The sequence below is a fragment of the Mucilaginibacter pedocola genome (assembly GCF_002013915.1).
Lineage (GTDB): Bacteria > Bacteroidota > Bacteroidia > Sphingobacteriales > Sphingobacteriaceae > Mucilaginibacter > Mucilaginibacter pedocola.
On sequence record NZ_MBTF01000006.1, the window covers coordinates 87,469 to 112,727 of the forward strand.

The window sequence follows — 25,259 nt, forward strand, 5'->3', positions numbered from 1 at the left end:
GGTCCCGAACCAAGTTCAGGATGACGTTTGGGTTGATACGCGTTTAAAACAATACGCCTGGTGAGGCGAGGTACTCGTGCCTATCGCGTTTAAAACAACCCAACCAACCGCTCCAGCGCCATACCTCTCGAGCCTTTAATAAGCACAGTTGAATTAGTTATAGGATGTGCCTTTAACCCCTCAATAGCATCCTCGGCGGTTAAATAGAAAGTAGCATGTTCAAGCCCTTCACTTTTTTGTGCTGAGAAATCTTTGCCGATGAATATTCTTTCGTTCACCTGTGCTGCCATAGCTTTTTGAAGCACGGCGGCGTGTTCTGCGGCAGATTCGTCCCCCATCTCAAACATATCGCCCAATATTAAAACCTTGCGGCCACTTTGCATTTTGTCGATATTCTCTATCGCTACGAACATGCTGCTGGGGTTAGCATTATAAAAGTCGCAGATGAGTGTATTACTTGTGGTTTGCAGTATTTGCGAGCGGTTGTTTTTGGGTTGATAGCCGGCAATGCCATCGCTTATTTCCTCCGGCGTAAGCCCGAAGGTTGAGCCGATGCAAATAGCCACTAAAATATTATCGAGGTTGTAAGCACCGGTAAGATGCGTAGGCACGCGGTAGTTACCGCCTTCTAAATTATCGCTCCATTCCAACACTAACAATGGCGAACTATCCAGTAGTTTGCCACTGATGATGTTAGCCGGGTTGCTGTTTTTGCCGTAGTAAATTACATTGCTCAGCCCACGCTCGTTTTTCATTTCCATCAGCACGGCATCGTCGCTGTTTACAAAGGCAACACCGTTTTTGCTTCCTGCGGGGCGTTCTTCTTCATTCTTCGCGGCCAGGAAATCGTACATCTCGCCTTTGCCTTTGCGCACGCCTTCTACGCCACCAAAACCTTCCAGGTGTGCCTTGCCTACGTTGGTTATTAAACCGTGCGTAGGGTGGGCTATACTGCACAGCATGGCAATTTCGCGCTGGTGATTAGCTCCCATTTCAATAACCGCCATTTGGTGCTCAGCGGTTATCTTAAGCAGCGTAAGCGGCACGCCAATATGGTTATTCAGGTTACCCTCGGTAGCCAGGGTGTTAAAACGTTGCGATAACACGGCATTTATTAACTCCTTGGTAGTAGTTTTGCCGTTGGTGCCGGTAAGGGCAATAATGGGTATATCCAACTGCCTGCGATGGTGCGCCGCCAGATTTTGCAGAGCGCTTAAACCATCATCAACTAAAACGAATTTTTCGCCCAGTGCATACTCCGGGTTATCTACCACAGCATAGGCGGCGCCTGCTTCAATGGCTTGCTGTGCGAAGGTGTTCGCATCAAATTTGTCGCCTTTGAGGGCAAAAAACAGGCTGCCGGGGGCAATTTTGCGTGTATCGGTACTGATGACCGGGTGCTGCAGGTAAAGCTGGTAGAGTTCTTCGGTAGTGGCCATGGTTCGTTTGTGAATATCCCGTTAAAAGGGTGCCTCAATATTAAGCAAACTTAACTGCGCCTACAAATTCGCTACTGCTGTGGGCTGCGGCTCATCCAGGCCACAACGGCGCGTATTTCGCCGTAGCTGTAATCCTCGCCCAAAACGTCTTTAAGCGGTGTTAAGCGTTCGGGACCGTATTTTTCAATAGCATCTTTTATAGCTGGCAGTTTCTCTTCCTTAACAAATGATAGTACATCAAGTTCGCCGGTTTTAATAAAATAACTCAGGTGCCCTTCTACAGTAGTTATAGCCAGTTCGCGCTCATGCGCAATTTCTTCAATAGTTAAGCCGCGTTTGAAAAGTATAAAGCTGGTTTTAGCGGTATCGGGTATCTTATCTGTCTTTGGTTTACGCTCTCTTTTCGGTGTTTTTTGGCCGATGCGAGATTTGAGGTTTTTCGCCGACGCGTATGCCGCTACAATGGCCAAAAACTCCCGCCCGTATCGTGCCAGTTTCACATCGCCAAAGCCGGATATCATTCTTAATTCTTCCATTTTTTGCGGAAGGTAGGATGCCATTTCCAACAAGGTAGCATCTGATAGTACAATGTAGGCGGGCAGGTTCTCCAGCGTAGCAAATTCAAGGCGTTTTTTGCGGAGCTGTTCCAATAGTTCTGCTTCAAAAGCGAGTGTTTCTTTCTCTTGCTCTTCTGTGGTTTGTGATGCGATGAGCTCTACTTTCTCTAAGCCCTTCAAAACGGAATCGCTTTTGGGCGTAAGTTTAAGCGAAGCATAGGCATCATCAGTAACGCGTAAATAGCCCATTGCAATCAGTTCGCGTACATAGCGTTGCCAGTCGGCTTTGCTGATATCTGCACCTGCGCCATAAGTTTTCAGCAGTTTATGTTCTGCCCATATTTTCTCGCTTTTAGAGCCACGGAGAAAATCAACTAAGTAAGTTACACCGAAACGTTCTTTCAACCGCGCCACGGCCGACAGGGCTTTTTGGGCGATGAGTGTACCATCAAATTTTACGAACTCGCTAAGGCAGTAATCGCAGGAACCGCAATTGTCCGGGAAATCCTCATCAAAATAGCGCATTAAATACTGGCGGCGGCAGGCATGCAGTTGAGCGTAGTTCACCATATCGTCCAGCTTTTTCAGCATAATGGCGCTTTGTTCGGCATTGTTTTCTACCATGGCAAACTTCTTCAGTTGCACGGCATCGCCTGTAGAAAATAGTAGCATGGCTTCGGATGGCAGGCCATCCCTGCCCGCGCGGCCGGTTTCCTGGTAATAACCTTCTATATTTTTTGGCAGGTTAACATGCACCACGTAGCGCACGTTAGATTTATTGATACCCATCCCGAAGGCTATGGTAGCCACGATGATCTTTACCTCGTCGCGCAAAAATGCTTCCTGGTTTTTTGCTTTTAACTCGTTGCTTAAGCCTGCGTGGTAGGCCTCGGCAGCATAGCCTTCGCTCTTTAAGTCCTCGGCAAGTTGCTCGGTCGACTTTCGCGACAGGCAATATATAATACCCGATTCGTCTTTATGCTTATCTAAAAAGTTAATAAGCTGAGTAAAACTGTTCTTCTTAGGAAGAACGCGGTAGGTGATGTTTTCGCGGTTGAAGGATGATACAAATACAGCCGGCTTTTGCAGGTTGAGTTTTTCGAGAATGTCTTTCTGTGTGAGTTTATCCGCAGTAGCCGTAAGCGCAATAACGGGTACGCCCGGAAACTCGGTTTTTAAACCCGCCAGCATCAGGTATTCGGGGCGGAAATCGTGCCCCCATTGAGAAATACAGTGCGCCTCGTCAATAGCTATTTGCACAACTTTCAGCGTTTTGAGAAACACCATTAGCCGTGGGTCCGACCCAAAAAGGCGCTCCGGTGCAACGTACAGCAGGCGCAGCTGGTTATTTTTTAGCTGTATGGCAATTTCCTTTTGCTCCTCGGGCGATTGACTGGAGTTGAGAAAGGCCGCCGGTATGCCGCTCAAATTCAAGCTATCTACCTGGTCCTTCATCAACGCAATAAGGGGCGATATTACTACCGTAAGCCCGTTCAAAAGCACGGCAGGCAATTGGTAGCAAAGCGATTTACCGCCACCGGTAGGCATCAGCACCATTACATCTTCCTTGTTCAATACATGGTTAATAATGGCTTCCTGCGAAAGCCGGAAGTTGCTGTAACCGAAATATTTCTGAAGCGCTTCTTGTGGAGTCATGGTTTAGATGTGCAATGGCTATGCTGATGCTTATCGGCATCATGTGCGCAAATTAAAGAAATCAAGCTTGAAATGCTAATATTTTTAGATTTTTATACTTGTGTGCCCTTGGGTTTCTGTAACATTTATCTAACTCTAAAAATGTGTGCCCGCACATTTCTAAAAATTTTCTGCATATTAGCCTTTATATCCTCCCCAATATTCATTTATATGATAAAAAGGTTACTCATCCTTATTCTTGCTGTGGCGTGTTGCTCCACATCCTTCGCACAAAACATTCAATCGCCCGAGCAATTTTTGGGCTATAAACTTGGCGAACAATTCACGCCGCACCACCGCATTGTAGAGTACTTTAAGTATGTTGCCGGTGCTTCAAAAAACGTAAAACTGCAGCAGTTTGGTACCACTAACGAGGGCCGCCCGCAATTGGCCATGTTCATCGCATCCGACGAGAACATTGGCCGTTTAGAGGAGATACGCCATAACAACCTGAAACTTGCCGGTATGGAAAGCGGCGCAGCCAATCTTGCTAACACTCCTGTAATTTTATGGCTGAGCTACAACGTACATGGTAACGAGCCGGCATCGAGCGAAACATCGATGTGGACGCTGTACGACCTGGTGAACCCCTCCAACAGCCAAAATAAAGAATGGCTGAAAAATATGCTGGTGGTGATAGATCCATGCCTTAACCCCGACGGCCGCGACCGCTACGTAAACTTTTACAACTCGGTTAAAGGCCAAAGCCCCGACCCAACGCCCACCGCGCGCGAACACGTTGAACCATGGCCGGGTGGCAGGGTAAACCACTACTACTTCGACCTTAACCGCGATTGGGCATGGCAGGCGCAAAAAGAAACGCAAAACCGCGTTGCTTTATATAACCAATGGCTGCCCGAGGTACACGTAGATTACCACGAACAAGGCTACAATGCTCCATATTACTTTGCGCCCGCGGCCGAGCCATATCATAAGGACCTAACCCAATGGCAGCGCGATTTCCAGGTGACCATTGGCCGCCATAACGCCAAAGACTTTGATAAAAACGGCTGGATGTACTTCACCAAGCAGATATTCGACCTGTTGTACCCATCTTACGGCGATACTTACCCGCTATATAATGGCGCCATAGGCATGACGTACGAGCAGGGCGGTATTGGCGCAGGCCTTGCCGTACAAACCCGCATTGGCGATACGCTTACCCTGGTTCAGCGTGTGGCCCACCACCACTCCACCAGCATCAGCACTATAGAAACTACTTCGGCCAATGCAACAAAATTGCTGAGCGAGTTCAAGAAGTTTCATGATAACGGCATCAGCAACCCGCCGGGGCAGTTTAAAACTTATGTTATTAAAAACGATAACAATGAGAAAACCCGAAAACTGGCCGAAATGCTTAGCCGTAACGGCATACAGTTTGGTTACGGGCTTTCGGCTAAAAGCGTAACCGGCTTTAGCTACTTTACCGGTAAAACCGAGACCACCGCGGTTGATGGTAACGACCTGGTGATAAACGCAGCACAAGCAAAAGCGGTATTGCTGGATGTGCTGATGGAGCCCAAAACGGACATTGTAGATTCCGCCACCTATGATATTACCGGCTGGGCATTGCCTTACGCTTTCGGCTTGAAGGCCTATGGTTTAAAAGAAACCCTGAAACCATCAACCACCAACTGGAACGTGATAAAACCGCAGCCGCTGGCCAATACGCATGCTTATGCTTATGTATCGGCATGGCAGAGTGTTGCAGATGTGAAGTTTTTGGCTGCTCTGCTGAAGAAAGGTATTAAAGTGCGTTACGCCGAGCAAGCCTTCGAAACCGGAGGTAAAAAGTTTATGGCAGGCTCGTTGCTGATAGCCAAAGCAAGTAACAACCGTGCCGATTTTGACCAGGTGGTAACCTCTACCGCCAACGAAATGGAGCACGAACTTACCCCTCTGTTGACGGGATTTGTTGATAAAGGCTACGATTTTGGCTCTAACATGGTGCATGCGCTTAAACAGCCACGCGTAATGCTGATAGCCGGCGATGGCGTAAATTCAGAAGCGATGGGCGAGGTTTGGCATTTATTTGAGCAGCAAATTGGTTACCCTATCAGCCTGGTACGCTACCAGGACCTTAACCGTACCAAGATATCTGATTTCGACGTAGCCATTTTTGCCGATGGCCGTTACGACAACTTCCCGTCGGAAAAATTGCAGAGCTGGGTGCGAGATGGAGGTAGGTTAATCGCCATGGAAAATGCAGTATCGTTATTGGCTGATAAAAAAGACTTCGGTATCAAACGCAAAGAGGGTAAAAAAGACGATAAACCAGCCGGCGCAAAAGCAGATGCACGCGTTTATGCTAACCGCGAGCGTGATGCCATTTCATCGAACATCCCGGGTGCCGTTTATAAGTTAAACCTGGATACTACGCATCCTTTGGCCTTTGGTATGCCAAAAACATATTTCACAATAAAAAATAACGACGAGCTTTACGATTATTTTACCGATGACGATAGCTGGAACGTAGGTACACTAAAAGCAGATGGTTATACATCAGGCTTTGTAGGCGTAGATACCAAAAAGAAACTGACTAACGGTATGCTCATCGGCGTACAAAGCATGGGCCGCGGTACTGTAGTTTATTTGGCAGACGATCCGCTATTCCGCAGCTTCTGGGAGAATGGTAAGCTGCTGTTTAGCAACGCTGTGTTTATGGTGGGGCAGTAAACTCAGTTGGCAGTTTGCGGTGTGCGGTTAACAGTTCTGATTTTGCATGAGGTAGTTAGCAGTTGGCATGGCGACTTTGCAATAAAATCAGAAAAGCGATAAGATAACCTTTATCGCTTTTTTTGTTCTAATGAGATGCACTATTGCAAGCTAACAACTGCAAACTGAAAGCTGCCCACTGCAAACTGACTAATTAGCTCCTTTCACCCTGTTGCTTTCGTCATCGGCACCGGTGCGGCGCTGGCGGCTTTTTATAGCTTTGTTACCGAAGTTGTAGGTAAGCGTAAGGCGCACTACGCGGGTATCGTTACGTTGTTTTATGTCGAAGTTGTTGCCGGCCACGTGGCTGCTCAGGTCGTTGCGGCGAAGGAAGAAGATATCGTCGCAAGCAAGTTTCACGTTCAACTTTTTGGCCGCGAATGAATGGCTCACACCTGCATCTATCGAATAACGCGCTTTTATTTTATATATACCATAAGTTAACGGCGAGCGGTAATCGCCCAGTACCTCAAATTTATAAGTGCCAAAGGTGAAGGTTTGGGTTAATTTACCCTGTGCAGCAAACTGCCCGTCGTTAAAGTTCACAATAGAGGTCGAATCGGTTGTGAAACCCAGGTAAAACGCGTTAACGTTAATGTTGGCTGTCCACCATTTGGCGATGGTGAATGGTGTGTTCACGTTAATGTTGTAGCTTTTCTGCGTATTCAGGTTGGCGTGTGTTTCAAATGAGCGGTTGCCTTGCGTTAATATCAGTTCGGTAATAACGTCTGTAGTCAGGCTGTAACCCAGGCTTACGTTCAGGCTGTGGTTGTAAGTGTAGTTCAACTCAAAGTTTTGGGTATACTGCGGGTTCAGGAAGGCGTTACCCTGACTGTAGGTGTATGGGTCGAGGTAATAGATGAACGGGTTAAGGTTATCGTAGCTCGGGCGGTCGATACGGCGGCTGTACGAGAAGTTCAGCTCATTCTTATCGTTTATAGTTTGGTTAATGAATACGCTTGGGAAAAAGTTGAGGTAGCTGCGTTTCACAGGCGTGCTGCCTATCAGGTTACCATTAGAGCGGGTTTGCTCGGCACGTAAGCCTATCTGAATAGATGTTTTCTTGAATTGCTTATTCAGGTTAAGGTAACCCGCGTTTATTTTCTCCTCGTATATAAAGCGGTTGGTGCGCGATGTATCATTAATGTACCCGCCATTGCTGAATATCTGTGCCTGCAGGTCGTTATCCGTTTTCACGCTGCTGAACTTGGCACCAGCTTCCAGTTTAATAGTTTTGGTTAACGGTTTGGTGTAATCAACTTTGCCGGTGTATATAGTAATGTTTGATGGGGTTTGGTTGCGCAATATCTGCGGCAAATGCTGCTGGCTGCCATCGGGTAAAAAGTAGTCGGTATGGTAGTTGGCGTTGTTATTATTGCGGAATTTAGAGTAATCCAAATCCACACTTATCTCCTGCCCCAGCGTATCAATTTTATAGCGGTCGTTCAGGTTCAGCGCAATGTTTTTGTACGATTGGTTTACAACCGAGGTTGTGCGCAACGATGAATCGATACCACCGAAAGTTTGCCCGATAATGGTAGAAGTATTATTATCGTCGCGGCCGCTGTTGGTGTAACCGTTCACAACAAAACCGATGGTGTGTTTTGGCGTAAGGTCAAGGTCGGCACCCAGGCGGTAATTGTTGTAGTGCGTTACGCTCGGCATGTCCGATAGCTGGTTGAAATATGTTTTATCGCCCGCGCTATTGGTGATAATACGGTTGATGGCCAACTCGTGCCCGCGTTTGATATCGCCACGGCTGAAAGTACCAAATACATTCAGATTGCCTTCCTTGTGGTTCAGGTTAAGGTTGGTGCTTTGGCGCCAGTAGTCGCTTTTGGCAATGGCCTGGGTTAAGCTACCGTTAGTGCCGGATTGCGTATTCTTTTTCAGTTTGATATTGATGATACCCGAATTGCCTGCCGCATCGTATTTGGCAGATGGGTTGGTAATAATTTCTATTGATTTAATGGTGTTGCCATCGGTAGAGCGCAGCAAGGTAGCCAGCTGCGCTGCCGAAAGATAAGTAAGCTTATCGTTTATCATAACGGTAACCCCTTCTTTGCCTTTCAGGCTGATGTTATCGTCTTTATCTAAAGATACACCGGGGGCGCGTGCCAGTATTTCCAAAGCGGTGTTGCCCGCCGCCAGTACGCTGTTCTCCACGTTCATTACTGTACGGTCTATTTTGCGTTCTATCAGCGGTTTTGTACCTGTGATGGTAACGGTTTGCAGGCTCCTGCTTTTCAATTGCATTTTCAGGGCAGGTACGGCAACCTTTTCGCCGTTAACTGCTATTGGGGCACTAACAGCCTTTTCATACCCAACGGTGGTAGCTTTTACCAAATAATCGCCGGGAGTTACTTTATCAAACGTATAGATCCCGGCTTCGGTGGTTAAAGTACCTTTTACTACCGATGAATCTTTAGCGCGTAGCAGGGTTACTGTCGCAAAGTCCATAGGTGCACCTTTTTCGTTTAATAGCGTGCCCGAAATGGTGCCATTATCAGGCCTATGCCCGGGTTGCGCGAATGCCGTGCCGGTGATGCATACCAGCAGGATGATATATAGTTGGTGGATGAGTGTTTTCATGGTTTAGCGAATTTTGGGCAATAGAAATCCCGAGTGGGTTGCCCCTCCAAATTTTTAAAGCCGGTAAGTTTTGGTGTTTAGTAAACTGCTATCAAATAACAGCAGGGTTTAGTGGAACGGATGGGTTATATATGTTTTGCATGATGGGAGCTTTTTAAAATTACTGTCGGTATTAACAGCAATGTCATTTTATAGTAAGATGCAAAATGGTCCCCTTTGGTTACACACTATTTTAAATTTGTTAGGGCAGGCAGCAGGATCGCTGCTATTTCGTGGTAGATATAGGGCAATATGTCGATGTTGTTTTCAGCAGGAAGGGAAGCTGTTTTTACCACATCAGATGGCGTTGTGGTAGCCGGGTTTTGGCTGCAATGAGTATAAAAAGGTAATATAAGCCCGCTGAAGATCAGCAGGCTTATATATTTAATAATGGGTTTCATTTTATTGAACAGTTTTAACTGTATCGGTAGTAGTATCGGCTTTGGTTTTTAACACCTGTTGGGTGATAACTAAAGTGTCAACCTTGCATTGCAAGCCATTTTCGGTCATGATGAATTTTGCCGAAGATGAGCCTTCGCGTTTGTTGGTTTGGTTACATTCCCAAATGCTGGCGGAGTGCATAAACCTGTCGAGGCTTTGGTCTATCACCAGTTTATAGTTCAGCGGAACTTTCAGTGTAAGGTGAAGCTCCTGTGCGCGCCAGTAGTCGCTTTCGCGTTTCTCCATACGGCGGTTAAACTTCAACACATTGCCTTCCTGCACAAACTGGTAGTTTATGCCACGCGCGTTCAAAAGGGCTTCTTCGTAGTCGCGGCCACGGGCGCTGAATGATTCTACCAGTACAGGCTGCGGAACATCGGCTTTTTCAATATAGATATCGATGTTTTTATCCGGCATATCCATATTGTTATCGTCATCGTCATCTAAAATAACACGCCCGTCAAATTTGTCCTTTATCTGCAGGTGCACGCTGTCTTCATGGGTCAGGTATTTTATATCGTTCAATTTTAAATAGAAGGTGCTGTCGGCTTGTGGCTTCAGGCTAATAGTTTGACTAAAGCTTGCGCCCTCTCTAAAATTGGTAGTGGCTTTTGCTGTATAATATATTACGGTGCTTATAGCAACCACCCATACCATTAACAAAGCTGTACCCGTAGTGCGGCCAATAGTATTGCTGCGGAAAACCGAATTGATGATAACCAATATAATAGCCAGTAGCGGCAACGCCAGTGTAAGAAAGCCGCATACGAAGAACGTCATGTTGGCTTCGCGGTTTACGATATTGAATGGGAAAACATGGGTAAGGGCGTTGTTGCCGTACACAAGGAAGGTAATAATGGCAATAACCAAGCCCACCATAGCAGCAAAACAGCTTACCAGCAGGGCTATAGCAATAACTTTAAAAAGCAACTTGGCTGTAGCGCCAATAAAGGTACCGGTGTGCGAAAACACATCGCCGGCAAAATCGCGTGTTTTGTAGGCTAATGGTTTGGCCTCATAACGCAGAGCCTCTAAGTTTCCTTTTACGGTACCCAGTTCCTGCTCAAAGTTCATTTTAAAGCCTTGCAGGTCCAGGCGCTGGCCCTTCATGGCCATACGGTCGGCACGGGTAATGGCTTTGGGGACTACTATCCATAGTATTATATACAGCATCAGGCCAATACCGCCGCCTGCGCTAAGTATAACAAAGGCCAAACGCACCCAAATCGAATCAATATCGAAGTAGTTGGATATACCCGCAGCAACCCCGCCAACCAAATGGTTATCGGCATCGCGGAAGAGGCGGCGGTTAGCGGGGGCGTAACCGTAAACACTACCCGGTTTTTCGCCGGCTTCTTCGGCCTCAAAATCTTCTACCGAGCCCATTTGGCCCACAACGGTATTCACATCCTGCGCTACAATAACCTGTTTGCCTTCTGCCGCTAAAATTTCTGTAAACATTTCGGCAATGCGGTTTTCAATGTCTGTAGTTATTTCCAGGCTGTCGGCCGAGTTCATAAAGTGGCGGGTTACGGCCGTCATATAACCCTTCAGTATTTCGTAGGCATCCTCTTCTATATGAAAAACGGTGCCGTTTATGTTGATGATGATAGTCTTATTCATGATATTGTGGTGATAGTTGTTAGGGGGTTAGTTTTTGCGGTCGCCAATGGCGGTTTGTACGGCAAAGGCAAGCTCCTGCCAGGTGGCATCGAGCTGCTCGAGCACCTTACGGCCCTCATCGCTAAGTACATAGTACTTTCGTGGCGGGCCCGAGGTAGATTCTACCCAGTTATAGGCCAGCAGGCCATTGTTTTTTAATCGGGTTAGCAGGGGGTATAATGTACCCTCAACAACAAGCAGGCGGGCCTTCTTTAGCTCAGCAATAATGTCTGAAGCATATATCTCGCCCTTTGCAATAATGGAAAGTATGCAATACTCCAGTATGCCTTTCCTCATTTGGGTTTGGGTGTTCTCAACAATCATAATGCAAAGATATATGTTTAAGAATGTATTATGCAATACATAGTACTATAATTATGACATTTTTTACATCTTTTAACTTTTTTTAACAAAAGGCTCCTTTTTTTTAAAAATTATTTGATTTATTGGCATCGTAACACTACTTTTATGATTAATTAACTATTAACTGATCTTATTATTAACAAACATGAAAAAACTTCTACTAGTAAGTTTGTGTTTCCTGATGTTATGCGTAACACAGGTGTATGCACAAAATCGTACGATTACTGGTACAGTTACCTCAAAAGATGACGGCCTGCCGTTGCCAGGGGTAAGTGTTACAGTAACAGGAACTACAATTGGTGTTCAAACCAATGTTTCGGGTAAGTTTACCCTGTCTGTGCCAGCCACAGCAAAATCATTAACCTTCTCCTTTATTGGCTACTCTAAATCAACAGCTAATATCACAGGCGATGTGGTTAACGTTTCTCTTGCTTCAAGCGCAGCCCAGTTAACCGAAGTTGTGGTTACGGGTGTTGCCGGTATCAAGCAAAACTCACGTGCTAACTCAACTTCTGCACAGGTGGTTGGTGCTGCTGCACTGAACACTGTACGCCAAACAAACCTTAACAACGCCCTTGCGGGTAAAGTTGCCGGTATCCAGGTTCGTAGCCAGTCTACAGCTGCATTGGGCAGGCAAACTGAGGTTCGTTTACGTGGTGCAACCGGTTTTGGTACAGGTAGGGGTGCTTTGTACGTTGTTGACGGTACTGTGCTTCCTAACTCTGATGACTTGAACCCTGATGATATCGAAGACGTTTCGGTACTGCAAGGCCCTGCTGCTTCTGCGCAGTTCGGTTCTCAAGGTGCTAACGGTGTAATCGTAATCACCACTAAAAAAGGTAAGAAAAACGGTGGCCTTGGTATCGACCTGAACCTTGGTGCTCAGTTTGATAAAGTGTACGTATTGCCTAACTACCAGGATACTTACATGGGTGGTGCTAACGCCGACCTTACCGAGTACACCTGGAAAGTTGGTGACCCGGAAGGCTGGAAAGCTTTGAGCGGCGCATACTATCCGGATTATAGCGATGACTCGAGCTGGGGCCCTAAAATGGTTGGGCAACAGTACATTCCATGGTATGCATGGGCTGCCGGTACCCCATACTCTTTCAAAACTACTGCTTTAACGCCGCAACCAAATAACATTAGAGATTTCTTCCAAACCGGCGTATTGTTGAACAACAACATTACCTTCAACAAGGCAGCTGACGATTACAATTTCAAATTAGGTTACGGTAATCAATATGTTCAAGGTTTGATCCCAACTCAAAACCTGAAAAAGAATACTTTGAACATCAACGCTAACGTTGACCTTAACAAACACTTCACTTTATCTACTAACATTAACTACGTCAACCAAAAAGTTAATGGCCAGATTGATGACGGTTACGCTAACCAAAGTGCCGGTAACTTCAACCAGTGGATGCACCGTGATATTGACATGGGCATCATGAAAGAGTTGAAAGACCTTAAATCTCCTGATGGTACTTTAGTGAGCTGGAACCACTTGAACCCGGGTTCATACAACCCTGCAAGCCCAAGCGCATTTTACGCAGGTAACTACTGGTACAACCCTTACACTTACCAGGATTACTACAAACAAGTGAACAACCGCGACCGTTTATATGGTAACATCGCTTTGACTTACAAAATCAACAGCGACCTAAGCATCAGGGGTACTTACCGTAAGAACCAAACAACTACCTGGGGCGAGATCAGAGAGTACTCAATCCTGAAATACAGCCAAACTCAAACCGGTCGTAAAGGTGCTTACTCAACAAGCAACTCTTACTCTAACCGCGAGAACTACGAGTTCCTGGCAACTTACAACAAAAAGGTAAGCGATTTCTCTATCAACGCCAACGTTGGTACTGATAGCTACAACTGGACCTACAAAGATAACGGTGGTAACACCGACCAGGGTTTAGGTGTTGATGACCTGTTTACCTTGGGTAATTCAGTTAACCCAGCACAGGTATTCAATGGTAGAACAAGAGAAAGGTACAATGCCGTTTTAGGAACTGCTTCATTTGGCTGGAAAGATATGATCTTCCTGAACGGTACTATCCGTAACGATTGGTTCTCAACTTTACCTAAAGACGATAACGCGGTATTATCAAAATCATTCGGTGGTTCATTCGTTTTCACCGAATTGCTTAAAGATAAAGTTGGCAGCTGGTTGAGTTATGGTAAATTGAGGGCATCTTGGGGTGAGATTCCTAACGCTCTGGGTGAGCAAACCGAAACTTTTGGTTTTGCCCGTTATCCGGGTATGGCCTATGCAGTTCCTTCGAACAAATTCAATGGCAACATCCTGATGGGTACGCCAGACCAATTTGTTGACCCTGCTATACATGGTGCAGTATCTACTCAGAAAGAGTTGGGTTTAGACTTGCGTTTCCTTAACGACCGTATTGGTTTAATGGCTACTTACTGGGAAGGTACTGACAGAGATTTCCCTACTACGCTTAGTGTTAACGGTGCCAGCGGTTTCTCTTCTATCTTAACTAACATCGGTTTGATCAAACGTAAAGGTTTAGACCTTAAATTGGAAGCAACTCCGGTTAGCTTAACTAACTTCAGGTGGTCTTTCAACGCTACTTATTCTAACCTGATCAGGAATACAGTTGTTGAAGTTGCTCCTAAATACAACACTAACCGTATCGTAACAGGCCAGGGTGTAACATTCTCTAACTTGCCACAACTTGTTCACCAGGCTGGTAAAGAATGGGGCCAATTATATGGCGGTGGTATCCTGCGCAACTCAGCAGGTGTGCCAATCCTGAATGCTAACGGTTTCTATCAGCAAGATCCTAACGTTTACTTTGGTAGTGTATTGCCAAAGCACACCGGTGGTTTGCAAAACTCGTTCACTGTGTTTAAAGACTTCACCCTTAACGTAAACATCGACTACCAATTCGGTGGTAAATTTGCTTCGTTATCAAACGCCTTCGGTTCGTTTAGTGGTTTAACTGCTCGTACTGCAGCGCTTAACGATAAAGGTAACCCTGTACGTGATGCTGTTGCTGATGGCGGTGGTGTTCATACAACAGGCGTTGATGCTAACGGTAACCCAGTAAGTTTCTATGTAGATGCAAAAGCCTACTACCAGGGTATCTTCAACAACAAAACTATAGACGAATTCATTTACGATCTTACCTTCGTAAAACTTCGTGAGCTTTCAATTGGTTACCGTATCCCGGTTGCTAAATTGGGTATTGCTAAATACATCAAAAATGCGAACTTCTCATTAGTAGGCCGCGATTTGTTCCTGCTTTACACCAAAACGAAAGATTTCGATCCTTCGCAAGTTAGTGCTGTTCAGGGTGAGTCGGGCCAGTTACCTGGTACCAGGGCCTTTGGTTTTAACTTAAGGATGAGCTTCTAATTACTTGAAACAGGTAAAAATTAAAACAAAGAGAAAAATGAAAAAGATATATATATACGCGCTTACAACCGCTTTGGTATGGGGTGCTGCAGGCTGTAAGAAATTTGGGGATACGAATAACAACCCAAATGCAACAACTACCCCGCAGGTTGGTGCGCTATTAACCAACGTAGAGGTTAACATTACCACCTACGCAACTACGGGCACAACGGCCATCTCTGGTGGCCAGTACGCACAGTATTTTGCTGAAACACAGTATTCGAGCGTTTCGTTATATGCTTTGCCGCAAAATGCCTTCACCGGCTCTTACAACGGACAGCTTTACGATTTGCAGAATATTATTAACCTGGGTACCAGCAAAAACACCTCTACTGTTGCTAAAATATTACAGCAGTACATTTTTTGGGTACTTACAGATTCGTGGGGAGATATTCCTTACACTGAAGCGCTTAAAGGTTTGGAAGCAACTGCTCCTAAATACGATTCACAGGAAACCATTTATAAAGGTATCCTTGCCAAATTGGGCGAAGCTGTGAATGAGTTCGATGGTTCAACTATCTCTGGCGATATTATTTACAACGGTAATGTGGCTCAATGGAAAAAAGCTGCAAACTCGTTGAGAATGTTGGTTGCTATTCAATTATCTAAAAAAGTTCCGGGTGCTGCCGATTATGCAGCAACAGCTTTTAAAGAAGCACTTGCAGGCGGCGGTATAACCAGCAATGCTGACAACTTGGATGTTACTTACACCGGTGCGTATTTTAGCCCTTGGTATAACCTATACAATGGTCGTACCGACTTTGGTGTTGCTAACACGATGACCGATCAGTTAGTTAGTTTAGCTGATGGAAGGTCGCAGACTTACGGTGGTAACAACCAGGAAGAAGTTGCTGGTGCATTTGTGTCTTCTACAGTTGGTGTGCAATACGGTTTGGAGCGTAATAAAGCTATTGATTTTACTACGAACAACCCTACCTGGGCTCGTATTTTGCGTGGCGATTTCCGTACTAACAACAACGCTACTGCCACTATTATCACTGCTGCTGAGGTTGCTTTAGCGCGTGCAGAAGCAGCGCACCTTGGTTGGACGAGCGAGAACACGACTGCTATGTACAACGAAGGTATTAGATTGTCGTACGATCAGTGGGGCTTAGTTCCTGCCGCATCTTACTACACCCAATCTGCAGTTGCATTAGCCGGTAATGGTTCGGAAGCAGATTTTGGTAAGATCACTCTTCAAAGATGGATCGCAAGTTTTCCTGACGGCCACCAGGCATGGAATATCTGGCGTAAAAGCACTACAGCTGCTGCACCAAAAGGCTACCCTGCCCTTAACCCAGCTCCGGATGCTCTTCCCACTTCGTCGGGTAAAATTCCATTGCGCTTTATTTACGATACTAACGAAGACCAAACCAATGGTGCTAACGTGGCCGCTGCAAGGGCTGCAACGCCTAACTATGGTCCGGATGCACCACTTTGGTGGGATGTAAATTAATCATTTGATTATAGAATAAGATAAAATTAAAAATCATGAAAAATACTTTAATTAAATATCTGGTTCTTGCTTTCTCTGTAATGATCGTCTTCAGCGCTTGCCGCAAAGACGCTTATGAAGGAACGCAGTCTCAGGATAAAGGGACGTCTTTTTTTAGATTGACCGAAGGCAAAATAAGGGCTCAGTTTTTTTCTCCTTTTACCGATAAGAAGGTAGTAACGATGTTTACAGCAAGGAGAGACGCAGCAAGCAGTGCAGATCTCAACAAAGCGGTGACAGTTGTATTGAGTGGGATAGACCTGACTGCTTACAATACAGCGCACCATACTAATTATACTTTACTTCCCAGCGACGCGTATACTTTGGTGGCCCAACCCGGAGTGAGCCAAAAAGGTACCGGTGCCGAATTAGCTTTTGCTCCCGGCGACTTTGCTAAGAAATTTATGGTAGAACTTGATGGTACAAAGCTTGACCCATCCGAAAGCTATGCGATCGCATATGCTGTTTCTGATCCGGCTGGTTTAACCGTTAATGCAGGTAAGGATACCATTATTTCTACAATTGGTATCAAAAACAAATGGGATGGTACATATGCATTTACGGGTACAATGGTTGATGCAACAAATTCTAACCTTACCCATGTTAACGATTACCTTAGCGCACATGGTGAAGCTGATGGTACACCCGCGCCAATGCAATATGAGCTACGTACAATTTCGGCTACCGAGTGCGAGGTTTACGATAACTATTACTACGGCGGTAACTATATGCTGATAAACAACAATGGTGCTATGAGCAACTATGGCTCGTTCGCGCTTATTGTTCAGTTCGACCCTGCAACCGATAAAGTTGTAGCCGTTAGGAATTACTACGGCCAACCTGCTGCTAATACCCGTTCTGCGGCATTAGACCCTTCGGGTGCTAACCAATACGATGCAGCAACTAAGGTAGTTACTATAAAATACTTCATGAAACAACCAAGCGTTGTTACAGCTGCTCCTAACGTTCGTACAAGTTGGGATGAAAAATGGACTTACCTCGGTCCGAGATAATTCTCGAACTGGTTTAGTTTACCTTAAAGAAGCCGCTCTGATATAGAGCGGCTTCTTTTGTTTATATATTAGTTTTTGATTTGGGGGCGCGATGGTGTATAGATCGGCGATTGTTGCTTCGGCATTTGGAGCGCACCGGTTGATGTAAGCACTATATTTCAGGTTTACCTTGTTACAGGGGCGCTTTATAAAACGCAAACTGATAATAAAGCAGATATTGGGAATTAGCTTTTGTAAAAACCCAATTAGGTGCTCTTACTACTTTTATCGGTAGTGAAAATTGGTTTACGCCATATTTAAGTATCGTAAAAGGAAATTATTTTTTATCTACACTATACTTGCCCGGGCCAATAAATAATAAACCGGCAAACACAATGCCTAATTCAACAGCATGTGATGCGCCGCCAAGCCCGTCGCCCTGCCCAAAATGTGATGCTGCAGCTACTATCATATTAATGATAAGCACAAGGCATACCGGGCGAAACGCTAACCCTAAAATAAGCAATAAACCACCCACAGCTTCTGCAAGTGCTGCCAGTAGCCCCCACATCATTGGCAAAAATGTTATACCAACATATTTCATGGAGCCGCCAAGCCCGGTCCATATTTCTTTACCGCCCATTAGCTTGGGGTAGCCATGATAAATAAACATGGCGCCTAAACCAACGCGCATTATAAGTAAGCCAAAATCTTTGTATTTGTTCAGCGAAGTAAAATATGCCATATATAGGGAGTTTTGATTTTAATAACTTAAAGTAGCGCCATCTTGTTTTACGGAGAGATTTGCGGTTCGCCCCAACACCAGGCTGCAATTATTGGGGATATGCCCTGCAGGGAAATCGAAACATACGGGGTAAGTATATTCTTTTACTACATCCAGGATAATTTCGTTGATGGTTTGCCCGAAGGGGATATCGTTATCCTTCATGTCGGTAAAACCGCCAACTATTAACCCGGCCAGTTTTCCGAGTTTACCGGCACGTTTAAGGCAGCGTAACATGCGGTCGGCCGAGTAAAGGTATTCGCCAACGTCTTCAATGAAGAGTATCTTACTGCCGTAGTCCACATCACTTACCGAGCCATTGGTGGCCACCAGTAATGATAGGTTGCCGCCTATTAAAATGCCTTCGGCATCGCCGGGGCGGTTTAATGGTGTATAGGGTAATTGATAGCTTAGGTTTTCGCCAAATAGTGCCAACCGTAACGTTTCTAACGAATAAGCAGAAGCATCGGGAATATTCAGGGGCATTTGTCCATGTATGCAGGCAATATTATAATTACTAATGAGGTGGGAGTGTAATAAAGTAATATCACTGAAACCAATCACCCATTTCGGATTAGCAGCAATATTGCCGAAATCAACCATATCTATCATCCGGATGGTGCCATAGCCCCCGCGGGCAGCAAAAATGGCTTTAATGCTGTTATCATCAATAAAGCGCTGCATATCTCGCGCGCGCAATTCGTCGTCGCCGGCAAATTGGTTATAAGAAGCTGTTACCGTTTCGCCCAGTACTACCTCCAAACCCCAGCTTTGCAGCAGGGCAATAGCATCTGTCATGGGGAAAGGGAGCTTTTTAGCTGGGCAAGTGATAACTACTTTATCGCCTTTTTTGAGATATGGTGGAATGATGGTTGAGTCCGAAAGTCCGGGAGTCCGCATAAGTCCGAAAGAATAATTGTAAGTAGTGCTTGTATCGATCTTTTAACTTCAGTCTTTCAGACAATGGTCTTTCGGACTTTTCTGACTTAAAAGATTTATCTTTGCAAATTAATAAACATACCTGCTTAATGCCGCAACTTAATAAATATAAAAGATATACTATTACCTCGGCCCTGCCCTACGCAAACGGCCCGCTGCACATTGGCCACCTGGCCGGTGCATACCTTCCTGCCGATATTTTTGTACGCTACCTGAGGCTGATGAAGAAGGATGTGGTATACATTTGCGGGTCCGACGAGCATGGTGCTGCCATTACCATCAAAGCAAAAAAAGAAGGCACCACCCCGCAGGCCATCATTGATAAATACCACAACCAAATAAAGAATAGCTTTGAGGAGTTCGGTATCGCGTTCGATATTTACCATCGCACCTCATCGGATATCCACCACGATCTATCGCAGGAGTTTTTCTTGAACTTGTATGAAAAGGGCGAGTTCGTTGAGAAGTTTTCGGAGCAGTATTATGATGAGGAGTTCGACCAGTTTTTGGCCGACCGCTATATTACCGGTACCTGCCCGGTTTGCAGCAACGATAGAGCCTACGGCGACCAATGCGAAAACTGTGGTACGTCGTTGAATCCAACCGACCTGATAAACCCAATATCGACCCTCAGCAACAAAACACCCGTGCTGAAACCGACTAAACACTGGTTTTTACCGCTCGATAAATACCAGCCATGGCTGGAAAAATGGATAGACGAGAAAGAAGGCGAGTGGAAAGTAAACGTGTTTGGGCAATGCCGCTCATGGTTAAAATCGGGGCTTCAGCCGCGCTCTATGACGCGCGATTTGGATTGGGGTATTGACGTACCCCTTGCTGAAGCCAAAGGCAAAAAGCTTTACGTTTGGATGGATGCGCCTATTGGCTACATATCTGCCACCAAACAATGGGCCATTGACAACGGTAAAGATTGGCAGCAATACTGGAAGAAGCAGGAGAACAGCGATGACGATGCCTGCCTGATGCACTTTATTGGTAAGGATAATATTGTATTCCATTGCATTATTTTCCCGGCGATATTAAAAGCACACGGCGATTATATTTTACCGGAGAATGTGCCGGCCAACGAGTTTTTGAATTTGGAAGGCGATAAGCTTTCCACCTCACGCAACCACGCTGTTTGGTTGCACGAGTATCTGGAGGAGTTCCCGGGCAAACAGGATGAGCTGCGTTACGTATTAACATCGATATTGCCCGAAACCAGCGACAGCGAGTTTACCTGGAAAGATTACCAGGCGCGTGTGAACAACGAGTTGGTGGCTATTTTGGGTAACTACGTAAACCGTATACTGGTGCTGATGCACAAGTACTATGATGGCAAAATAGAAAGCAGCGAAGCCGTTATTAAACTTACCGACGAGAAGATAAACGAAGAACTGGGTGGGTACTACGATGAGCTGGGCAAAAATCTGGAGAGCTACCGTTTCCGTGCTGCCTTACAAAACGTAATGGATATGGCACGTATGGGTAACCGTTACCTTACCGAACAGGAACCATGGAAAGCTATTAAAACCGACCCCGAAGCCGCTAAAATAGCACTACACAACAACTTGATATTGGTTGGGCACATCGCTACATGCCTGCAACCCTTTTTGCCGGCTACTGCAACAAAAATATTCGGTATGCTAAATAAGGATGCGATAGCATTTGACCAGGAGATGGAATTTGCCAACGGGCACCAATTAAACCCTGCAGTATTGCTGTTTGCCAAGGTAGAGGACGAAGCTGTTGAAGCACAAATACAAAAATTAGCAGACAAGAAACAGGAAGCTGTTGCCAAAGTAGTAGCGCCGGTTGCTCCTGCTAAGGCCAACATCAGCTTTGATAACTTTGCCGCCATGGATATCCGCACCGGTACTATCCTAACCGCCGAGAAAGTAGCCAAAACAAAGAAACTGCTAAAGCTAACCATTGATACCGGCATCGACCAGCGCACCGTAGTATCGGGCATTGCCGAGCATTACGAGCCCGAAGCCATCATCGGCCAGCAGGTAAGCATATTGGTAAACCTGGAGCCAAGAGAAATAAAAGGCATCATGTCGCAAGGGATGATACTGATGGCCGAGAATGCCGAGGGCAAACTAAGTTTTGTAGCGCCTATAGACAATATGCATAATGGTGCGGTAACCCGATAGATGTTCGGGTGTGCAAATTTCAGATGTGTAAATGATTTTGGCAAATCATCTGAAATTTGCACCTTTGCATTTCTTATAATAACGGTCCCGTAGTTCAACGGATAGAATAGGAGTTTCCTAAACTCTAGATATGAGTTCGATTCTCGTCGGGACCACAAGAAAGTAAAAAGCCCTCCGACATAAGTCGGAAGGCTTTTTACTTTTAATGCTGAGGCTATTTATCCCCTCCTCAACGTAACCACCGCCACTTCCGGCCACATGCCTATCCTTCCCTTAAGACCTAAAAAGCCGAAGCCGCGGTTAACATATAAATACTTACCGGCTTTTTGGTATAGCCCGGCCCACTGCTTGTATACGTATTGTATAGGGCTCCATTTAATACCTAAAAAATCGATGCCGAACTGCATGCCGTGCGTATGCCCGGATAGCGTTAAATGGATATGTTTTTGATGATCTAACGTTACTCCTTCCCAATGCGAGGGGTCGTGCGACATTAACACTTTGAAAGCATCTGCAGGAACGTTAGCGGTTGCCTTATTCAAATCGCCATATTGGTGGAAACCGCCCTTGCCCCAATTCTCTACGCCTATTAGCGAGATGGAATCATCGCCTTTTTTGAGGTTAACGGCTTCATCGAGCAATAAACGAAAGCCAATTTCGGTGTGGACTTGTTTAAGCCTGTTAAGGTTTGCTCGTTTGGCTTCGGCGCTTTCCCATTGGGTGTAGTCGCCGTAGTCGTGGTTGCCAAGGATGGAAAATTTACCCATTGGCGCTTTTAATCCGGAGAAAGCAGGTATCCATCGTTCCATTTCCGACGCGCGGTTATTTACCAGGTCGCCGGTAAAAAGTACTACGTCGCTGTGTTGGGCATTTACCAGGTCGAGCCCCTTTTGAACGCCCGTAGCATCGGTAAAACTGCCGGCATGCACATCGGTTATTTGTGTGATGGTGAAGCCGTCGAATGCTTCGGGCAGGTCGGGAAATGTAATGGTTTCTTTGCGTAACCGGTAAAAATGTTTTCCGCGGGTAATGCCAAACAGTACAACCGAAAATACAATGGCCGAAATGCCAAAGGCCAGTTGGCTAACCCAAGTACTTCGGGCGGGGAAGCCGCGGAATATGCGTGTGATATCTTCGAGCAAGAGAATCGGCAATGCAACCAACCGCGGAATAAAAGCCAGTAGCATTAAGCCCATTACTATTGCAATTAGCCTTTGCTGAAGTTTTGAGCCACGCTGGATAAACATTGCGGCAATTAGGCCGCCCATCAACGCAAAATCGATAGCCCAGTACAGGCTTAACCATGGGGCTTCGCCAAACAAAGTTTGTAATGCGTGTAAGAAATAAAAATCGGTAAAAAACCAAAGTAAAAATATTAGGGGAATGCGCTTTGCCATATTGTTATGTGGTACAAAAAGGTACCTGTAAGTACGCAGACGATTGAGCAGGCAAAATATTTTAAATGAAAACAGGTCATCAGGCTCCAAATGCCATATTGCTTATATTCGTACTCTACAATGGCCCGTAAACACCTTATATTGCTTCTTATCTTAATTGCAATAACCTTGCTGGTTACTGCCACACTCCACTATCCCGGCGGCTCGCAGGTAGATAAACACTCGATAGGGTACAGTTGGGGTAACAACTACATCAGTAACCTTTTCGGTCCCACTGCAATAAATGGTAGCGACAATGGTGCACGCTGGTGGGCCGTTGCAGGTATGATTTTTTTATCGGCGGGCTTTGCTACATTTTTCGTGGCATTTTCGGAGAGGATACCCACAAAGGGCGCTTCTAACATCATAAAATATGTAGGCGCCAGTGGTATGATATTTACTTTTTTAATAGCTACACCTCTGCACGACGCCATGATAACGGTGGCGAGTACCATGTACCTCATCAGCATATTTTACATCACAGTTTTTATACTCCGGTCGCGATTGCATGCGTTCAAAGCCCTGTGTATTATTTGCCTGGCGATATTTTCCGCCACCCTTTACATGTACGGAACGCGAAGTTTAACTTATCTGCCTGTGATGCAGAAAATTACCTTCGCCACCATGATATTGCTGGTTTTAGCACTGCATTACTTTACAAATGCTGAAGACTTTCAACCGAAGCAAGCAGAACGCCAGAGTTAAGGCATTGCTTATCGGCAACAAATAAAGGCCGCGCCCTCCACGGCGCGGCCTTTCTTACAAACTCAAACCAATTATCAAATTATATCAACTCTGTTGTCACGGTAACTTCCCGTTCGGCCAGTAGCGGGACTATTTGCCCTACCACTACTGTTTGGAAATGTTCCGAACTACGGTGTGCCGCCAGCGCCTCTTCGTTGGCGTAACCCTCAAAGAGCACGATGGTGTTGGCATCGGTAGTACTTTGGTGCAGGCGGTAAAAAAGGTTGCCTTCTTCCTGCCGGCTTTGGATTGCTGCCTGGTTAAGTAGAGCAAGCACGGTATCTAATTTGCCATCCTGAACACGCCATTTGGCAAATACATGTATGGGTTGCTGTTCCATTTTTATGATCTTTTATAGTGATGCAATAATTTATAAAACTTCAACAGCCTCTAAAACGGCTATCATTTTTTCGGCGACGCCTGTGGCCGATGCCGGGTTTTGGCCGGTAACCAGGTTGCCGTCGGCGATGCTGTATGGCTGCCATACAGCAACTGAGCTGTAATTGGCGCCGTTATTCCTCAAAGCGCTCTCTAACAAGAAAGGTACATCATCTTGCGCATAGTTTTCTTCTTCTGCATTGCTGAACGAAGTGATGTTTTTACCGTTGATAAGGTAGCTGCCATCGCTTAGTTTAACATTAAGCAACGATACCGGCCCATGACAAACCGCGCCCACAACACCGCCGCGTTCGTAAGTGGAGGCAATGGCCGCTTGCACCAATTTGTTATCGGGCATATCAACCATAGGTGCCAAACCGCCGGGAACGAAAACGGCATCATAATCGGCAACGTTTACTTCGCTAAGCGGAAGGGTATGCTGCATTTTTTGCAAACCGTCGCCGGTAAGGAAGGCAGTGTTTAGTTCTTCATCTTTTTCGAACATGCCATCCAGCGAGGCCTCGCCGCCGTTAATGCTCACAATGTCTATATCGTAACCTTGTTTTTTAAAGGTTTGGTAAGGGTGGGCAATTTCGGTAAGGAAGCTGCCTGTTTTGCGGTTATTGGGGCCAATTGTGTTGGCGCTTGATGCAATAATCAATATTCTCTTTTTCATGGCTATAAAATTTAAAATGTTCAATTTGTTGTTTTGATATTTCAAATTTCGCCATTTGAGGTACCCTGCTACGAGGAGGCAAATCACTAAAAAAGTGTGACAAAAGTCACAGCGGTAAACGTACTATCGGCCTTTGCTGTTGGTATACAGCCTGCTCAGCGTTTCGCGGCTTACGCCCAGGTATTCGGCAATATATTTTTTGGGAATCTTTTGCATCAGGTGCGGGTACAACAGGCCAAACTCCTCGTAGCGTTGTTGCGGCGTGCTTGATAGCAGGGAGATAATGCGGCGGTGCTGGGCGGTGTAGCCCTTGGTGAGTTTTACGCGGAAGAAATGCTCCATCTTATGCAGGCCGGCAGCAAGTTTCTCGCGGCCGGCAAGGTTTAGGCAAAGTACTTCGGCATCTTCCATGCAGGTGATGTGCAGGGTCGCTTTCTTCGCGTTAAAATAGGCCTGGTAATCGGCCATCCACCAGTTTTCGCCCGCAAATTGTACAATGTATTCTTTGCCCTCGCTATCGAGGTAAAACATCCTGAAAATGCCCGAGAGAATGAGGTATTCTAAATTTGCCTGGTCGCCTTCCTGTATGAGGTATTGGTGCTTTTTCACGCGCTTAGGTACAAAGAACGTTTTGATGTACTCAAATTCCTCGTCGCTAAGGGCAATAATTTCTTCCAGGTGTTTGCGTAGTTTGTCCATAGGCGATTAGTAACCTAAGGTAGCAAATTC

General features: G+C 45.7%; 18 protein-coding genes and 1 tRNA gene. 7 read left to right on the forward strand and 12 right to left on the reverse strand.

The window, feature by feature from the left end; all coding sequences use genetic code 11:
* Nucleotides 1-89: 89 nt before the first annotated feature.
* Nucleotides 90-1,439, reverse strand: coding sequence for a UDP-N-acetylmuramoyl-tripeptide--D-alanyl-D-alanine ligase (locus tag BC343_RS09380; RefSeq protein WP_078347522.1), 1,350 nt, complete (start codon nt 1,437-1,439; stop codon nt 90-92).
* Nucleotides 1,440-1,510: 71 nt separating this feature from the next.
* Nucleotides 1,511-3,652: a DNA helicase RecQ gene (gene recQ / locus BC343_RS09385; protein WP_078347523.1), complete on the reverse strand. Its 2,142-nt coding sequence runs from the start codon at nt 3,650-3,652 to the stop codon at nt 1,511-1,513.
* A gap of 210 nt (nt 3,653-3,862) precedes the next feature.
* Here recQ and BC343_RS09390 point away from each other — a divergent pair, with 210 nt between their 5' ends.
* Complete coding sequence (locus BC343_RS09390) at nt 3,863-6,367, forward strand: M14 metallopeptidase family protein (protein ID WP_078347524.1); 2,505 nt, start codon at nt 3,863-3,865, stop codon at nt 6,365-6,367.
* 189 nt (nt 6,368-6,556) lie between these two features.
* Here the strand turns inward: BC343_RS09390 and BC343_RS09395 are convergent, their stop codons facing one another.
* The 4 genes from BC343_RS09395 to BC343_RS09410 all read right to left on the reverse strand — a co-directional run bounded on the left by BC343_RS09395 (nt 6,557) and on the right by BC343_RS09410 (nt 11,464).
* Nucleotides 6,557-8,998, reverse strand: a complete 2,442-nt coding sequence (locus BC343_RS09395; RefSeq protein ID WP_078347525.1) for an outer membrane beta-barrel family protein — start codon at nt 8,996-8,998, stop codon at nt 6,557-6,559.
* Between the two features lie 227 nt (nt 8,999-9,225).
* Complete coding sequence (locus tag BC343_RS09400; RefSeq protein WP_078347526.1) at nt 9,226-9,438, reverse strand: hypothetical protein; 213 nt, start codon at nt 9,436-9,438, stop codon at nt 9,226-9,228.
* 1 nt (nt 9,439) lies between these two features.
* Entirely contained in the window at nt 9,440-11,101 is a 1,662-nt protein-coding gene (locus tag BC343_RS09405; protein ID WP_078347527.1) for a PspC domain-containing protein, read from the reverse strand.
* A gap of 27 nt (nt 11,102-11,128) precedes the next feature.
* A complete protein-coding gene (locus BC343_RS09410) occupies nt 11,129-11,464 on the reverse strand; it encodes a PadR family transcriptional regulator (RefSeq protein WP_078347528.1) in 336 nt (111 codons plus the stop codon).
* 184 nt (nt 11,465-11,648) lie between these two features.
* On the opposite strand from BC343_RS09410, the gene BC343_RS09415 reads away from it, so the two are divergent.
* From BC343_RS09415 to BC343_RS09425, 3 genes are read left to right on the forward strand one after another with little or no spacing between them, the layout of a single operon-like run.
* Entirely contained in the window at nt 11,649-14,891 is a 3,243-nt protein-coding gene (locus BC343_RS09415) for a SusC/RagA family TonB-linked outer membrane protein (RefSeq protein WP_078347529.1), read from the forward strand.
* A gap of 37 nt (nt 14,892-14,928) precedes the next feature.
* Nucleotides 14,929-16,386, forward strand: coding sequence for a SusD/RagB family nutrient-binding outer membrane lipoprotein (locus BC343_RS09420; protein WP_143822125.1), 1,458 nt, complete (start codon nt 14,929-14,931; stop codon nt 16,384-16,386).
* Between the two features lie 35 nt (nt 16,387-16,421).
* Nucleotides 16,422-17,438, forward strand: a complete 1,017-nt coding sequence (locus BC343_RS09425) for a DUF1735 domain-containing protein (RefSeq protein ID WP_078347531.1) — start codon at nt 16,422-16,424, stop codon at nt 17,436-17,438.
* A gap of 316 nt (nt 17,439-17,754) precedes the next feature.
* Here the strand turns inward: BC343_RS09425 and BC343_RS09430 are convergent, their stop codons facing one another.
* Both BC343_RS09430 and BC343_RS09435 read right to left on the reverse strand, forming a co-directional pair.
* Nucleotides 17,755-18,162 carry a DoxX family protein gene (locus BC343_RS09430; protein ID WP_078347532.1) on the reverse strand — a complete coding sequence of 136 codons (408 nt, stop codon included), beginning with the start codon at nt 18,160-18,162 and terminating at the stop codon, nt 17,755-17,757.
* A gap of 18 nt (nt 18,163-18,180) precedes the next feature.
* Nucleotides 18,181-19,101: a S66 peptidase family protein gene (locus BC343_RS09435; protein ID WP_078347533.1), complete on the reverse strand. Its 921-nt coding sequence runs from the start codon at nt 19,099-19,101 to the stop codon at nt 18,181-18,183.
* A 128-nt stretch (nt 19,102-19,229) separates the two neighbouring features.
* Here BC343_RS09435 and metG point away from each other — a divergent pair, with 128 nt between their 5' ends.
* Both metG and BC343_RS09445 read left to right on the forward strand, forming a co-directional pair.
* Nucleotides 19,230-21,296 carry a methionine--tRNA ligase gene (gene metG / locus BC343_RS09440; protein ID WP_078347534.1) on the forward strand — a complete coding sequence of 689 codons (2,067 nt, stop codon included), beginning with the start codon at nt 19,230-19,232 and terminating at the stop codon, nt 21,294-21,296.
* Between the two features lie 83 nt (nt 21,297-21,379).
* A tRNA-Arg gene (locus BC343_RS09445) sits at nt 21,380-21,451 on the forward strand.
* A gap of 63 nt (nt 21,452-21,514) precedes the next feature.
* On the opposite strand, the gene BC343_RS09450 is transcribed toward BC343_RS09445, so the two are convergent.
* Entirely contained in the window at nt 21,515-22,693 is a 1,179-nt protein-coding gene (locus BC343_RS09450) for a metallophosphoesterase (RefSeq protein ID WP_078347535.1), read from the reverse strand.
* A gap of 168 nt (nt 22,694-22,861) precedes the next feature.
* Between BC343_RS09450 and BC343_RS09455 the strand changes: the two genes are divergently transcribed.
* On the forward strand, nt 22,862-23,437 hold the full coding sequence (locus tag BC343_RS09455) for a hypothetical protein (RefSeq protein WP_162276845.1): 576 nt from the start codon (nt 22,862-22,864) through the stop codon (nt 23,435-23,437).
* Between the two features lie 79 nt (nt 23,438-23,516).
* Here BC343_RS09455 and BC343_RS09460 read toward each other — a convergent pair whose 3' ends face one another.
* The 3 genes from BC343_RS09460 to BC343_RS09470 all read right to left on the reverse strand — a co-directional run bounded on the left by BC343_RS09460 (nt 23,517) and on the right by BC343_RS09470 (nt 25,229).
* Nucleotides 23,517-23,816: a putative quinol monooxygenase gene (locus tag BC343_RS09460; protein WP_078347537.1), complete on the reverse strand. Its 300-nt coding sequence runs from the start codon at nt 23,814-23,816 to the stop codon at nt 23,517-23,519.
* Between the two features lie 30 nt (nt 23,817-23,846).
* Nucleotides 23,847-24,530, reverse strand: coding sequence for a type 1 glutamine amidotransferase domain-containing protein (locus BC343_RS09465; protein WP_078347586.1), 684 nt, complete (start codon nt 24,528-24,530; stop codon nt 23,847-23,849).
* A gap of 123 nt (nt 24,531-24,653) precedes the next feature.
* A complete protein-coding gene (locus BC343_RS09470) occupies nt 24,654-25,229 on the reverse strand; it encodes a Crp/Fnr family transcriptional regulator (protein ID WP_078347538.1) in 576 nt (191 codons plus the stop codon).
* Between the last annotated feature and the right edge of the window lie 30 nt (nt 25,230-25,259).